A 14567-nucleotide genomic window follows, 5' to 3' on the forward strand; every position below is an offset into this window, starting at 1 on the left:
TAAGGCATTCGTCCGGTAATGCCAAGGTTTGTTTAGTGCCTGCTTTCCTGGTGATTAAAGAATGGTTTTCAGCAACCGCGTAAATACTAAGGACGAAGATTCGATAGCACTGTCGGAAAGTATAAACTTGCGTTATCTGCTTTCTAAGCATAAGTGCAACCAGCGGCTTCGCCTCACTGGGGTTATAAATCAAAGGCTCGGTGAAGTCGGGTTTTCTTTAAAAATTCACGGCAGGGGGATGTAAGCATGAAAGATATGCTCAAGAAGGGTTTAGCCTTGGGGTTAGGTTTCGCTGTGGTGAGCAAAGAACAAATTGAGAAGGTTGTGGATGAATTGGTAAAGAAAGGAGAGCTGTCCGCCAATGAATCCAAGGAATTAATGAATGAGTTGATCCAAAAAGGCGAGGATCAGCAGAATGAGATTCAGGTCAAGCTTAAGGAACAAGTGCAAAAAATCCTGGCGGAGCTTAACCTTCCTACCAAAGCAGACATCGAAAGGCTGGAAAACCGCATCGCTCAATTGGAAAACGGGACCCATGATTAGCAGAAAAATTCGTCATGTTCATCGCTATCAAGAAGTAGCCACGGTATTGGCCCGTAATGGATTCAGCCTCATCCTGGAAGAGATGGGGCTTATTAATTTTATCTCTTTTTCCAGGCGGATCCGGAGGCGGGAGGAAGCAGTGGATCCCATAACTCTCGGTCAGCGCCTGCGTAACGCCTTAGAGGAGTTGGGACCTACTTATGTCAAGATTGGACAAATAGCCAGCACCCGGCCGGATATTATTCCCGATTACCTCATTACGGAACTGGAAAAATTGCAGGACCAAGTTCCGCCCTTTTCTTTTGCCGAAGTCAGTCAAATTATTGAAGCCGAGTTGGGGGCCCTGCCTCAGGATATTTTCCAGCATTTTGAGGAAGAGCCACTGGCCGCAGCCTCTATTGGCCAAGTTCACCGTGCCGTTCTCCAATCAGGGGAAAGTGTTGCGGTAAAAATCCAGCGTCCCCGTATTGCCCAGAAGATCGAAACGGATCTGGAAATACTTTTGGATTTGGCTGCTTTGGCGGAAAAGCGTATGGATTGGGCAGCCCTGTATCATGTGCGGGATATGGTGGAGGAATTCGCCAATTCCTTGCGCAATGAATTAAACTATGAAATTGAAGGCAATAATGCGGAACGAATCAGAAAGCAATTTCAAGGGGATTCCTCCATTCACATTCCCAAGGTCTATAAAGAGTACTCCACCAAAAAAGTTTTGACTTTGGAATACATTCAGGGAGTCAAGCTCAGCCAATTCCAGACTCTTGAGGCCCTGGGTTATAATCGGAAGGAACTGGCAGAAAATCTGATTAAAGCGATGTTCAAGCAAATCTTAATCGAGGGGTTTTTTCATGGGGATCCTCATCCGGGCAATATCTTCGTTTTGCCCCAACAGGTGATTTCCTTAATCGATTTTGGCATGATCGGCAGGCTTTCTGCTGATATGAAGGATCATTTTGCTTCACTGGTCATCGGGATGATGCGGCGGAAGACGGAGGACATGGTGGAGGCTGTGTTTGCTATGGGGATCGTGCCTGAGGATCTGGATCCCAAGGTATTGTATCGGGATGTGGATGGGTTAAGAGAGAAGTATCTGGATGTGCCCATGAGTGAAGTCGATCTGGGGAGTGCCGTTAATGACCTGTTTAAGGTGGCCTACAAACATCGGATTATTATTCCCGCCGATCTTGTCCTGTTGGGTAAATCCCTCCTGAGTTTGGAAGGAATCGTGGAGCAGTTGGATCCCGAGATCAGCATCATCGATATTGCTGAACCTTTCGGTGAGCAGCTCCTTAAGGAACGGCTTCATCCCGTTTTTCTTGCTGAAAAGACCTGGAAACATTTCCGGGAATACTCCGATCTTTTATTAAACCTCCCTAAACAAGCCAAGGAGATTTTCAGCAGCATTCAGCGGGGTAAGATACGGGTGGAGATTTACTTACCCGAACTGGCCGCCTTTATACGGAAGCTGGACCGGATCAGCAACCAGCTCTCTTTCAGTATCTTATTGCTGTCCTTCAGCATTATTATGTGCGGTTTGATTATTGCCTCCGCCTTAGGCAAGGAACCGCTGGTCTTTTGGCGAATACCGGCTATTGAGGCTGGTTTTACAGTAGCGGCCATGATGTTCATTCTGCTGCTGGTATCCATTTTGCGTTCAGGAAGGTTTTAGTACGGCGAGTTTTAAGTGTTACAAAGTACTGGCAGGAATGCCAAGTTTGGTCTTTTTTGCTATAATCATTAGCATAAGTAAACACATAGGAGATTGACATGTTATGATTAGAGCAATGCAGGAAGGGGATCGGGAACTATTTCTGGAACTGACGGCTGAATTCTACCAGTCGGACGCTGTTCTTCACCCTGTACCTGAGGAATTTCACAGCAGAACCTTTGCGGAGATGATGAGTTCGGATCGTTATCTGAACGGATATATTCTGGAACAGGAAAACCAGGCTGCCGGATATGGGATTACGGCCAAGACCTTTTCTCAGGAAGCAGGAGGGATCGTCGTTTGGATAGATGAGATTTATATCCTGCCCCCTTACCGCTCAAAGGGGCTTGCCCGGGAATTTTTTCAATACTTGGAGAGTCACCGGCATCCGGGCATCAAGCGGATCCGGCTGGAGGTGGAGGAAGAGAATGTTCAGGCCATATCCCTGTATAAACGATTGGGATTTAATGAGCTTGAATATATTCAGATGATCAAGGATTTTGACTGATGGATAGGAACTCATGAGTATAAGGAAGTTTATGGAGTTAATGATTAAATCAAGAACAATAAAAAGAAACAAGAGGATGGAATAGTGCATGAAAGTTGTTGAAGTAAAAGATGCGGAATTAGAGGAGGCCTTTCAAATTCGCAGGGAAGTTTTTGTGGAAGAGCAGGGGGTTCCGCTGCAGGATGAATTTGATGGCTATGACGAGCCCGGTGCAGCCGCCCGTCATATTCTGGTGTACTATGAAGACCAGCCGGCAGCGGCAGGCAGATTGCGTGGGTTGGAGGATACAGCTAAATTGGAGCGGATCTGTGTGCGTGCCGCCATGCGAAAATTCGGCTTAGGCAGTGCCGTAGTCAAAAGCCTGGAGAAGATTGCACAAGGGGAAGGTTTCCATAAAGCAAAGGTTCATGCTCAGACCCAGGCTCGGAACTTTTATGAAAAGCTGGGGTACAGCCAAGTGTCTGGGGAATTCATGGAAGATGGGATTCCCCATATCATTATGGAAAGGACGCTTTAAATGATTTTTTTTCCATACGGGTCCAAAGAAATTGAGCATTTGAAGACCCGGGATGAAGTCCTGGGGCAAGCTATTGAGCGCATGGGGATGATCGAGAGAGCGATTACCCCGAATCTTTTTGAAGCGCTGATCTCCAGTGTGGTCAGCCAGCAGATTTCCAAAAAGGCAGCTGAGACGGTATGGAACCGGCTGCAAAGCCTTCTGGGAGAGATCAGTGCTGAGCGCATTGCCTTAGCCGATCTGGAAGCGATTCAAGGCTGTGGCATGTCCACACGCAAGGCTGGATATATCAAAGGGATTGCCGCAGCCGCTCAAAGAGGTGAGGTGGATTTCCAGGAGCTTCATACCTTGAGTGATGAAGAAATCATCCAATCCTTGTCGGCTTTACCCGGTGTGGGAGTGTGGACAGCGGAGATGCTGCTGATCCATGCCCTTTGCCGGCCCGACGTGGTCAGTTATCGGGATTTAGCTATCCGCAGGGGAATGATGAACTGTTATGGACTGGAGGAGTTAGCCAAGGAGACCTTTGAGCATTACCGCAAGAAGTACTCACCTTACGGGTCTGTGGCTTCTCTGTATCTTTGGGCCATGTCTTAGTAATGCTAAGCCCGTATCCTTGTCTTCTCCGGGGGATGAGAATAGAATCTGTGTAAAAAGGTGGTTCCCATAAGACGGAACCACCTTTGCTATGAGCAGCATAGTATAAAAGGATGAGTCTTTTACCCTTTGGAACGAGATGAGGGGGGATTATTGATTAGAGGTGGCTGAACCGGAGGCTGCTGTTGAACCGGGGCCTGTTGGACAGGCGGGCATTGCGGTCTTTGTTGAACTGGATAAGAAGGATAAGAAGGATACATGTTGGGGAACGGAGTGTGTGCCGGAGGACAGCAGGTTTGAACCGGGGGACAGCAGGATTGAGTATTAAGGAATTGAGGATACGGTCCATAAAAACTGAAGGGGACGCAGCATTTATCAAAAAGATGCATAAAGATTCACTCCTTTTCCTGGATTAATCGGCGATGAACGCTGAAGAAGGTTTAAGGGTTTATATTTCCAATATATGGGTATTTATATTTTTTGAAAGTTGGCCAGTTTAATAAACGAAATTTTATCTTGTTGCTCTTGAAGTGCTGTATTATAATGATGAATAGTGTTATTTAACAGAGAACTTGATACTGATGAGGTGTTGTATGTTAACGGTAGAAAAAATCGGGGGCACTTCTATGTCCCAATTCGAAGATGTCTTGAAAAATATTATTGGGGAACTGGATTCACAGCGTTTCAGCTTTGGCAGAGTGTTTGTTGTCTCCGCTTACGCAGGGGTGACCAACAAACTTTTGGAGGATAAAAAGACAAAGGCTCCGGGAATTTATCGTCATTTTGTCAATGGAGAAGATTGCGAAGAAGCGTTAAATGTCCTCTTACAGGATCTTCTCAAGGTTAACGAAAGATTTGTGAATATCGGTTTGGATTATGAAGCGGCTAAGGAGTTCCTGGGCTCAAGGATCCAACAAACCAAATCCTATTTGCATAGTATGCATGAAATCATTGCCTCCGGTTATGTGGATCGGGAGAATATTTTCTCGGCGGCCAGGGAACTGCTGGCCTCTTTGGGGGAAGCTCATTCGGCTTTCAATTCCGTGAACATCCTGCAGAACCGCGGCATACCCGCCCGCCTTGTGGACTTAACCGGTCTCCGGGATTCCCGCCAGCTGACGATCGACGAGCGGATCGCCAAAACCTTCCGGGGTGTGGATCCCTTTAAGGAGATCGTCATCGTCACCGGGTATACTAAAGGTAAAGAAGGGATTATGCGCCAATTTGAACGGGGCTATTCCGAGATCACTTTCTCCCGGATTGCCACTCATCTTCATGCGGATGAAGCGATTATTCATAAAGAGTTTCATTTATCTTCCGCCGATCCGAAGATTGTGGGGGTAGAAAAGGCTATCCCCGTGGGACGGACGAATTATGATGTTGCGGATCAGCTTGCGGATATAGGCATGGAGGCCATTCACCCCAATGCCTCCAAGCCCTTGGAAATGGCCGGAATTAATCTTCGTCTGAAGAACACTTTCGAGCCGGATCATCCGGGAACTCTCATCTCCAAAGACTATATTGGCCCCGAGGCCAAAATAGAGATTGTAGCCGGTTCGGACAAAGTGGTGGTCGTGGAAATCCATGATTCCTTAATGGTGGGGGAAGCAGGCTACGATAAGCAGATTATGGAGATGTTCATGAACTATTCCGTAAGTTATATCATGAAAGCCACCAATGCCAACAGCATCTCCCTGGTAATCTGGGAGCACGATCTGAACGAAGAACTGATGGCGGAGCTGAAGGGGGCTTATCAGACCGTAACCATTCTGCCCGCGGCCATCGTCTGCGTGATCGGCTCGAATATTGCCGTTCCTAATATTTTAGCTCGTGCCACCAGCAGTTTAGCGAAGAATCATATTAATGTGAACTGTGTGTCCCAGTCCCTGCGTCAGGTCAATATGCAATTTGTCATTGACCGGGATAAATACACCAGTGCGATTTATCATCTTAACGAAGATTTATGTGTAGGGTAATACGGAGAGTAAAGCAAAAAGATAGGGCGCCTTTCAGCCAGGCGCCCTATCTTTCTTTATGAATTAATTCAAGTTCAGCTACCAAGTAATTAAAGCTGTTTTCGTCCATCTTTATAATATAGTCCTCAGGTTTAATTTTATCCATAAGATACTCATTGGAATATCTCAATAAAAATAGACCTTTTACCCACGATGGCTTAGTAAATCCATTATTGCGCCAATTTAAAATGGGGACCTTAAATTGATCGTAATAGGATGGTGGATTATTTGGTGCTTGAGAAGTTGTTGAAACTAAAACAAATAATTCATCTGCAGTACCACCAACAATTATGGCTGGTCTTCTTTTGCTGCTATCAGGATCATCTTCGAATTCAACATCTAACCAAAAGATATCTCCAACACTAAGGTTCATGATTCAATCAATCCTCATGAATGTAACGATGAGCGGGATTATTTTTGTCTAATTGCACTTTGCCATCTTTAATTTTAGGGCTTATCGTTATCTCCTTTAGTTTTTTTTCAGATAAAGACAAACCCTTATATGTATTTACTTCTTTTTTTGCTAATGAAGGCATTTGCTGACCCTCCTCTTGAGGACTATTCTTGTCCATATCTTACCACCTCCATAGTTCGGCTACAAGACTCTATGTCTAGTTTTGCCAATTTAGAAGGAGATAATTATAGACATATTCGAAGGGCGCAGACAAGTCCAATATGATTTAAAGGGCAGCTTACTCAGGCCGCGGACTTCTTGGCGGCTTGGGTCCGAAGAATTGATAATAATGGCATTCCAGGCGGCCGTTGTAAAGCTTTCTGCTCTTATCCCAGCGACGGCCGATCAGGAGCTCGGGATGTTTATCCGTGGTGATCATATGCAAGGACCAGGTTGCCAAGCTCTTGAAGATCTCGCCAAGATCTTTATAGAGCTGTTTGACTTCCTCTTCCTCACCCAAACGCTCTCCATAAGGAGGGTTCGTGATCAGATGGCCGTATTGGAACCGAGAGCGGACTTCGGCAGCAGGCAAGCGTTGGAAGAAGATTTTATCCGTCAGTCCGGCATCTTCACAATGAGCCCGGGCCAGCTGAAGGGCTTTGAGATCGATATCCGAACCATAAATATGGAGTTCCTGATCCCGATTATAGAGGTCTTCAGCTTCTTCACGGGCTTCCTGCCAAAATTTCTCCTTAATATTGGGCCATTTCTCAGCGATAAAGTCTCTCTTTAAACCTGGTGCACGATTAAGGGCGATCATAGCGGCTTCGATAGGAATAGTTCCCGTGCCGCAGCAAGGATCAATTAAGGCACGGTCCGCTTTCCAATAGCTGAGATTGATCATAGCGGCGGCTAAGGTTTCTTTTAAAGGGGCTTGCCCGGCCAACCTGCGATAGCTCCGTTTGTGCAGCCCGGCGCCGGAAGTGTCGATGGTAAGGGTAACGACATCCTTTAAAAGAGCGACTTCGATTTTATACTTGGGGCCGGTTTCTTTAAACCAACTGATGCCGTAAACATCTTTGAGCCGTTCTACGACAGCTTTTTTAACAATAGCCTGGCAATCGGAAACGCTGAAAAGCTTGGATTTTATGGACTTTCCTTCCACAGGGAATTCTGCGTCTATAGGGAGCCATTCTTCCCAGGGCAGGGCTTTGGTTTGCTGGAAAAGCTCCTCAAAAGTTGTTGCTTTGAATTCGCCCATTTTCAGCAGGACCCGCTCCGCTGAACGCAGCCAGAGATTGGTTCGGCAAATTCCCAGCTCATTGGCGGCAAAGGTAATTTTGCCGTTTTCTACTTGAGTTTCGGTATAGCCCAGATTATGGAGTTCACGGTTTACTATGGATTCAATGCCAAAGGCACTTGTGGCAATCAACTCTAATTTAGCCAATGCGGTATCACCCTTCATCATAAAATTCTTCTTCTATCATAATAACTCACCCGGAGAAAGGCAAGTCTTGCAAACATATCCTGTTCACTATAGGATTAACTATAGAATAAGGTGAGATGATGAAGAGCATGAATGCATGAATAGTGATAAGGCAGTAGGAGGGTATTCAGTGGAAACGATGGAGCGGCGTGAAGAAGATAATCGTGCAGGGAATAAACCTGAAGAGAATAAACCTGAAGAGAATAATCAGGATGAGGAACACTATGAAGAAAAGCTGCGCCGGGCCTTGATACCCTCATTTTGGCTCACCCAGCTGCTCTCGCTGCTTTTGGGAGGGTTCTTGCTTTGGTTTTTTTACCTGCGTCAAGGGTATCCCTGGCAGGACTTCTTGGCCTGGGACAGCACCTGGAGTATATGGGGCTTAAGTACCGTATTAGCAGTTTCCATGATGGGCTTACAAATTCTGGCCTGGAAAATCTTCTCTCCCGATGCGTTTGATGATGGCGGCATTAACCGGCTTTTATTGGAACTGCCGTCCCAATTCCTGTTGCCCATGTTTATCATCGGAGCCTTTTCAGAAGAACTGCTGATCAGAGGAGTGATCCAGACCGGGCTTGCGGGCTTTTTCGGCCCCGTTTACGGTATCTTATTCACCAGCCTTATTTTCACCGGGATGCACTTCCGCTATCTTAAGAAACCCCTCCTGATAGTGGCAGCTTTCGTGATCAGCGTATGTCTTTGCCTCCTCTATGGATTCGCGGGAACCCTTTGGGCTACGGTATATGCTCATTTTCTCTATAATTTCGGAGCGGCTCTTTTAGCCAAAAAATATTACCTGCCTTTACTGGCAAGGGAGAAAAAGATAAATAGTTAAGGAAAAGGGAGCATCGCCGACTGCTTCAAGCAGCTTCGCAACACTCCCTTTAGGTTTTTGCACCTCAGGATGGCTTACTAATTTGTAATGGTTTAGCGCATGTCGCTAGGAGCGAAGGTAGCACAGTCTGTCATTTCACTGGTTTTAGCATTAGGTGCTTGAATTTCGATGGTTTGAGCATGACAGTGATCGTTTCCCCAATAGTGACAGGTATTAACAACACATTTAACGCCTTGAATAGGGGAATCCATTTTGTTTACACGTCCAGTCATTGTTTGGCCCTCCTTTAATTGTTTGCAATTAGTTTCCGATAGTTGCAGAGATTTTTCCCTGAACCCTTATTTAATTTCCCACAGTGAGGGTTTTTTATTCTTAATCGTAATTAGCTATTTACGTTTACGAGACAAATTTAAGATACTCAAACCATAAAACAGCCCTGCTGTAACCAACAACACTAAGATACTTCCCTGGGGAGATAGCAATGTGTCTCCAAAATTGAAAGTCACGCCCATCAGGGTATTGAACTCTCCCAGACTCTCTGCCGGGGCTTGGGCAAAAGCCTCCTGAAGAGGTGCTTCCATAAGGAGCTGACGAAAGAGAACGGCGGCATGGGAAATGGGAAAAATCTTTACTACATATTGTACTGCTTCCGGCAAAACCCCAACAGGCAAGTAGATACCGGTTAAAAAACCGATCAGGGTTCCGATAATGGTGCTGGCTGTAGAAAAAGCATTGAGACTCTTGAAGAAAGAGGCCAGGAAAAACAGGATCGCTGTGCTGGCCAGAGAGGAGAGCAGAATAAGCGTCAGTACCTGCAGAATCTTTGTTCCTGTCAGCAGCTCGCCGCCATTGGCGAGAATGTAAATTTCGGCTAAGATCAGGGCCACAACACTCATAATCACCCCAATGACAAAAGCACTTAAAATATAACCGCCGGCCAGGGCGCTTCTCGAAATAGGGGATGATTGAAAATCCTTGATAATATTTTTAGCTTTATCCGCCACCATAATGCCCAGGGCTCCCATGGTCGTCGTCACGGAAGTAACAGCCAGCAATCCTGCCATGATCCAACTATCCATAAGATAACGGGCATTTTCTATATCTGCATAATCCTCGGCCCAAACATCTCCTAAAAAAAGAGCATAGAGACCGATAATGATAAACACCGCCAGCAGAGAAAAGAAAACCGTACTTTTATCTCTAAAGAAGATTTTCAGATTGCGCAGCATAAAGTTGCTCATTCTCTCATCTCCTTTCCGGTGATCTTAATAAAGGCATCGTCCATAGTACCATGGCTGACTTCCAAGCCGGTGAGATAAGCCTGGCATCCGGCCAGAATCGGCAAAGCCTCCAGGGTTGATGATAGTTCGATAATGATTTGATCGGCAACCTGATGGTAAGGGATGTGCATTTCCTGAAGAGCTGTGCTTAGTTTTTCTTTGTCATGATAAGAAAGCTTAAGCCGGTCACTGGCATAGGCCTGTTTTAGTTCGGTGGGCGTTCCTTGGGCGGCGATTGTGCCGTTGTCGATCACCATAACATAATCAGCTTCGGCAGCTTCCTCCATATAGTGGGTGGTCAGAAAGATGGTCATATCCTTTTCTTTCTGCATTTTCTGGATGGTTTCCCAGACATTTTTACGGGTCTGAGGATCGAGCCCTGTGGTGGGCTCATCCAAGAATAAAATCTTCGGTGCGTTAACCAAGGCTCGGGCGATATCCGCCCGGCGGCGCTGACCCCCGGAAAGATTGCCGTAGGGTCGCTGCAAAAATTCAGCCACTCCGGTGAGGGCCGCAATGGATTTTATGGAATCAGCCAAAGTCGTTTTTTTCAGTCCGTAGAAGCCGCCCCTGATCCTCAAATTTTCTTCTACCGTGAGCAGGGGATCAAGGAGGCCATCCTGAAATACCGCACCAATCACGGAGCGGATTTTATTATCCTCTTTGCCTAATTCGTAGCCATCCATAATCACCCGTCCCCGATCCGGCTTTAAAAAAGTACAGATGATGTCGATGGTCGTGGATTTTCCGGCGCCGTTAGGCCCCAGAAAGGCAAAGAGTTTGCCTTTTTCCACATAAAAATTGAGCCCTTTAACCGCCTGAACATGACCATAGCTCTTATGCAAATCGACAACTTCAATTATTTTATCCATCCTGCCAACTCCTTGTTTACGGAATCCCACGGTTTCAACAGACATAGGTTTATTAATCTAGTTCTACATGCAATGCCAAAATCTTCTTGATATCAGGTTAAAATTGAATTAAAAATGTAAATTTTTACGATAAAACTAAAAAGAAGAAGGAGAAGTGTATCCATGGGTAAGACCTTGATCATAGCTGAGAAACCCTCCCAGGCCAGGGAATATGCCAAGGCTCTTGGTGTAAAGGGTAAAAGAGAGGGCTATTTTGAAAACGATGCCTACATTATTTCCTGGTGTATCGGTCATTTGTTTGAACTGAAAGCGCCGGAGACTTATATGGATCTTCCTAAAGTGGGCAAGCGCTGGAGCATCCGCCGCCTCCCCGTGCTTCCCCGGTTGGGGGAATTCCGGTATGGATTAAAATCGGGCACCGCTAAGCAATTCAAAGTGCTGCAGGGTTTGCTTAAGTCCCCGGAGGTACAGCAGGTTATTTGCGGGACGGATGCCGATCGGGAAGGGCAGTTGCTTTTTCAGGAAGTATGGGACACTGTAGGCAGCAAGAAGCCTCTTTTCCGGCTCTGGATTTCATCCTTGACCCAAGAGGCCATTCGTGAGGGGATGAGCAAACTGCGCCCTGTTGGCGAGGTGGAGGGCCTGGCGCAGGCAGGGTATGGGCGCTCCTATGGAGATTGGGATTTTGGTATGAATTTAACCGAAGGATTCACCGCTCTTTTTGGCAGTTTCGATCCGGTGCGCAAAAAGCCTAATGTCATCTCCATCGGCCGGGTTCAAACCCCCACCTTGGCCTTGGTGGTGGAGCGGGAATGGGCGATCGAGAATTTTGTCCCTGTTGCTTATGTGGAAGTGGAAGCGGAATTTGCAAGCGGGCAAGGCTCATATAAGGGGAAATGGTTTGATCCCGCCGTCAAGAACACGCGTGATAAAAGTCAGGAAAATGATAACGATCAGATGATGTTAGACCTGGACCGGGGCAAAGAGATTGTCACTAAAGTTCAGGGAAAATCGGGAAGAATTCGTTCCGTAAAAGATAAGGAGACGAAGGAGCCTCATCCTTTGCTCTTTGATCTAACCTCTCTAACCGTCAGTGCTTCCAAGCGCTATGGCTTTGGAGCGGAAAAAGTGCTGAAAATTGCCCAGTCCCTTTACGAAAAGAAAGCCATAACCTATCCCAGAACAGATTGCAATTATTTACCTCCCGACATGCTCCCCAAACTGAAGGCTCATCTGCAAGCTTTGGAACAAAGCCCCTTTGCCTCATGGGTAAAGGAAGCTCTTGATAATCCTTTACCTGGGGGAAAAAGGGTCATCAATGAGATTACGGCTCACCACGCGATTATTCCTACCACTGAAAAAATGATTCCGAATTTGAGTCCGGATGAACGGAAAATCTGGGAGATGATTGTCCTGCGTTTTCTCTGCATTTGGTTTCCCCCGGCCCGTTATGCGGAAAAAGAGGTAGTTACGGTAGTGGAAGAGGAGTCCTTCCTGACCAAAGGCAAAACCTTGCTTGAACCGGGATGGAAGAAGATCGAGAATACGGAAAAGCATACAGAGGGATCCGGGCTCCAGCTCCCTTTGCTTCATCAGAATGAGGAGGTTGTGACCCGGTCCTGTCAAGCCCTGCAAAAGGAGACCAAGCCCCCCAAGCGCTATACTCAAGGCGATCTGATTAAAGCTATGGAAGGAGCCGGCAAGGAAATCGAGGATGAGGCCCTGCGCCGGCAGTTAAAAGGAAAAGGACTGGGAACCGTGGCGACACGCGGGGCAATTATTGAAAACCTTCTGAACCGGGGGTATCTTCTGCAGCAGCAGAAGGTGCTTATGCCAACGGCAAAAGGAACAGAGCTCATTCGCTTGATTAAAGAGCGCTTACCCCGGGCTCAATTGCTGATCAGTTCTGAAATGACAGGGCAGATGGAATATGAATTGGCCCAGGTCGAACGGGGGGAGATGCCTTTAAGTCTGTATATGGAGAAAGTCGAAGAGGCTATCCGGGGTATCATTGAAGAGCTGCGTCACTATGAAGCCACCCAGGGGAAAAAACCATTGGCTTTTGCCCCTCAGAAGCCGGATACTTCTGGCAGAAAGAGCAAAAGCAATCTGGAAGGGAAGCCCCAGGAGCTCCCTGCTCAGGCCAAGGTTACAAAGGCTGCCAAGGCAAGGCAGGAGAATCCAGCTCCGGCGGTTGGGGAGAGCTTGGGGAGCTGCCCCAGCTGCGGAGGCGGGGTAGTGGAGCGGGAAAAGGGTTATGGCTGCCAAAACTGGAAAAATGGCTGTCCCTTTATTCTTTGGAAGAGTCCCATTTGCGGCAAGGTGCTGACACCTGCCCAGGTCAAGAGCTTATTGAAGAAAGGAAAAACGAATTTAATCAAGGGTTTTCGCTCTAAGCAGGGGAAAAGTTTCGCGGCCTATCTTGTTTGGGAGAATCCTTCCTTAGGAAAATTAAAGTTCGAGTTCGAGAACAATAATCGGGCAAAGCCCGGTTAAGTCATTAAAGTGCAGAGTAGATTCCATGCAGTGGGCGGCACCAGCAAAGGGTAAAAGTATCGTCCTTGTAGGCAGCTTATTCTACATCGCCCTGCTCAGACCCGAAAAGCAGCCCAAGGATTTTGATTTACAAGCGTGAACGAATTTAAGCGAGCGGGAACAAAACTTCGCGAAAAGCACGCAGCGGAGTCGGGTTGGAAACAGGACGTTTCCAACCGCCCATTGAGCAGGAGCGATTTGGGCGGCGTCCCGACGGAGTGGTGAGCTTGAGCGTTAGTTTTGTCCGCGCAGCTTATGGAGCGACCGGTGTAAATCAAAATCCTGGAGACTCTGCTTTCACTCTCATCCAAGCATAAGCCAAACTCCAATGCCGCCTGCAGCACTAATTGAGATGACAAGTTTATCGATATTTGCTAAGATATACTTGAGTGTGACAATAAACAAAGAAAATTGGGGCAATATGTCATTTTGATTCTATGCCAATTTTTGACGATCAGGAAGAAAAATGTGTCCATCTGAATAAGATGAACCAGACGGCCCAAGAACATAATGGACAGGGGGGAGAGTATGGGAAATTGGGAAAGTGTTGTGGTTGCCATCGGAATTATCCTCTTATTTTACTTCGCGAGGCGCTATACCCCTGGTCAGAAACGTCCCAAAACCATGAAAACAGGGTCGCGGTCTAAAGAAGAGACCCCAGCTTTGGAGATGATCCTTACCAAAAAAGAAATGAAGCATGTACCGGTTAAACCGGCTCCTTCTTCCCAAGGGGCCGCCAGCCTTGTCATGCATCCCCACAGTTTTGAACGGGCTAAGCGGGAGTATATGCACTATGCACAGCAATTCAGCGGGCTTTACGAAGTGCTCTTTTTATCCTGTTCAGGAAAAGCGTCCGCCCAGGGGCAGGAGCAATTGCTTAAGAATTGGGAGGAAGGCATTGTAAGTACAAATGCCCCGAATTTTATACTGGCTTGGAATACCATTATTCAGAAATATTGTGGAAGAAATTTTTACTTTAAAGGAAATGTTAAAGAAAAAAACAACCAGAGTGAGGAAGAACGGATTCTTCAGGATTGGTTGAAAATACTGTTCAGATGGGGCCTTCATCGGGAACCCAGGGGTCAAATCCAGCTTGAACCACATGGCGGGGAGCCGATTGGCGCTCAAGACCTGAATTATTATTGGGTTCTTAATGGAGAAGTTCTCGAAGAAGGGCGAGGTAAAAGTCAGTCCCTAGGTCAATGAATGAGAAGATGCAGTTGCTGCATCTTTTTTCTTTACATAATGTTCTTGACAGAAAAGGAATTGCATAGGAA

Annotated in this window: 16 protein-coding genes; 10 read left to right on the forward strand and 6 right to left on the reverse strand. The window is 46.7% G+C overall.

Annotated features, from left to right (window positions below; all coding sequences use genetic code 11):
• Positions 1–246: 246 nt before the first annotated feature.
• The 7 genes from BUA14_RS21775 to BUA14_RS21805 all read left to right on the forward strand — a co-directional run bounded on the left by BUA14_RS21775 (position 247) and on the right by BUA14_RS21805 (position 5849).
• Entirely contained in the window at positions 247–543 is a 297-nt protein-coding gene (locus tag BUA14_RS21775) for a phasin family protein (RefSeq protein ID WP_072774531.1), read from the forward strand.
• On the forward strand, positions 536–2212 hold the full coding sequence (locus BUA14_RS21780; RefSeq protein ID WP_072774532.1) for an ABC1 kinase family protein: 1677 nt from the start codon (positions 536–538) through the stop codon (positions 2210–2212). The genes BUA14_RS21775 and BUA14_RS21780 overlap by 8 nt, the downstream gene beginning before the upstream one ends.
• 103 nt (positions 2213–2315) lie before the next feature.
• Positions 2316–2759: a GNAT family N-acetyltransferase gene (locus BUA14_RS21785; RefSeq protein WP_072774533.1), complete on the forward strand. Its 444-nt coding sequence runs from the start codon at positions 2316–2318 to the stop codon at positions 2757–2759.
• Between the two features lie 88 nt (positions 2760–2847).
• Positions 2848–3276, forward strand: coding sequence for a GNAT family N-acetyltransferase (locus BUA14_RS21790; protein WP_072774534.1), 429 nt, complete (start codon positions 2848–2850; stop codon positions 3274–3276).
• Positions 3277–3873, forward strand: a complete 597-nt coding sequence (locus BUA14_RS21795; protein WP_072774535.1) for a DNA-3-methyladenine glycosylase family protein — start codon at positions 3277–3279, stop codon at positions 3871–3873.
• A 163-nt stretch (positions 3874–4036) separates the two neighbouring features.
• Complete coding sequence (locus BUA14_RS28115) at positions 4037–4201, forward strand: hypothetical protein (protein ID WP_178371768.1); 165 nt, start codon at positions 4037–4039, stop codon at positions 4199–4201.
• 265 nt (positions 4202–4466) lie between these two features.
• Positions 4467–5849: an aspartate kinase gene (locus BUA14_RS21805; protein ID WP_072774537.1), complete on the forward strand. Its 1383-nt coding sequence runs from the start codon at positions 4467–4469 to the stop codon at positions 5847–5849.
• A 46-nt stretch (positions 5850–5895) separates the two neighbouring features.
• Here BUA14_RS21805 and BUA14_RS21810 read toward each other — a convergent pair whose 3' ends face one another.
• From BUA14_RS21810 to BUA14_RS21820, 3 genes are all read right to left on the reverse strand, one after another.
• Positions 5896–6261 carry a type II toxin-antitoxin system PemK/MazF family toxin gene (locus BUA14_RS21810; RefSeq protein ID WP_072774538.1) on the reverse strand — a complete coding sequence of 122 codons (366 nt, stop codon included), beginning with the start codon at positions 6259–6261 and terminating at the stop codon, positions 5896–5898.
• Between the two features lie 7 nt (positions 6262–6268).
• Complete coding sequence (locus BUA14_RS21815) at positions 6269–6460, reverse strand: hypothetical protein (protein WP_072774539.1); 192 nt, start codon at positions 6458–6460, stop codon at positions 6269–6271.
• 120 nt (positions 6461–6580) lie between these two features.
• Positions 6581–7750 (reverse strand): THUMP domain-containing class I SAM-dependent RNA methyltransferase, encoded by a 1170-nt coding sequence (locus tag BUA14_RS21820; RefSeq protein WP_242954726.1) that lies wholly within the window; start codon positions 7748–7750, stop codon positions 6581–6583.
• 157 nt (positions 7751–7907) lie between these two features.
• On the opposite strand from BUA14_RS21820, the gene BUA14_RS21825 reads away from it, so the two are divergent.
• On the forward strand, positions 7908–8603 hold the full coding sequence (locus BUA14_RS21825; protein WP_084078803.1) for a CPBP family intramembrane glutamic endopeptidase: 696 nt from the start codon (positions 7908–7910) through the stop codon (positions 8601–8603).
• Positions 8604–8695: 92 nt separating this feature from the next.
• On the opposite strand, the gene BUA14_RS21830 is transcribed toward BUA14_RS21825, so the two are convergent.
• The 3 genes from BUA14_RS21830 to BUA14_RS21840 form a co-directional block, all read right to left on the reverse strand.
• A complete protein-coding gene (locus tag BUA14_RS21830) occupies positions 8696–8875 on the reverse strand; it encodes a DUF1540 domain-containing protein (protein WP_072774541.1) in 180 nt (59 codons plus the stop codon).
• Between the two features lie 114 nt (positions 8876–8989).
• Positions 8990–9844, reverse strand: a complete 855-nt coding sequence (locus BUA14_RS21835; protein WP_072774542.1) for an ABC transporter permease — start codon at positions 9842–9844, stop codon at positions 8990–8992.
• The gene (locus BUA14_RS21840; RefSeq protein ID WP_072774543.1) at positions 9841–10755 is read right to left on the reverse strand and encodes an ABC transporter ATP-binding protein; all 915 of its coding nucleotides are present in this window, start codon (positions 10753–10755) and stop codon (positions 9841–9843) included. The genes BUA14_RS21835 and BUA14_RS21840 overlap by 4 nt, the downstream gene beginning before the upstream one ends.
• Positions 10756–10917: 162 nt before the next feature.
• Here BUA14_RS21840 and BUA14_RS21845 point away from each other — a divergent pair, with 162 nt between their 5' ends.
• On the forward strand, positions 10918–13251 hold the full coding sequence (locus BUA14_RS21845) for a type IA DNA topoisomerase (RefSeq protein ID WP_072774544.1): 2334 nt from the start codon (positions 10918–10920) through the stop codon (positions 13249–13251).
• Positions 13252–13818: 567 nt separating this feature from the next.
• Entirely contained in the window at positions 13819–14496 is a 678-nt protein-coding gene (locus BUA14_RS21855; RefSeq protein ID WP_072774545.1) for a hypothetical protein, read from the forward strand.
• Positions 14497–14567: the final 71 nt, after the last annotated feature.

The sequence above is a fragment of the Desulfitobacterium chlororespirans DSM 11544 genome (assembly GCF_900143285.1).
In the GTDB taxonomy this organism is placed as follows: Bacteria; Bacillota; Desulfitobacteriia; order Desulfitobacteriales; family Desulfitobacteriaceae; genus Desulfitobacterium; species Desulfitobacterium chlororespirans.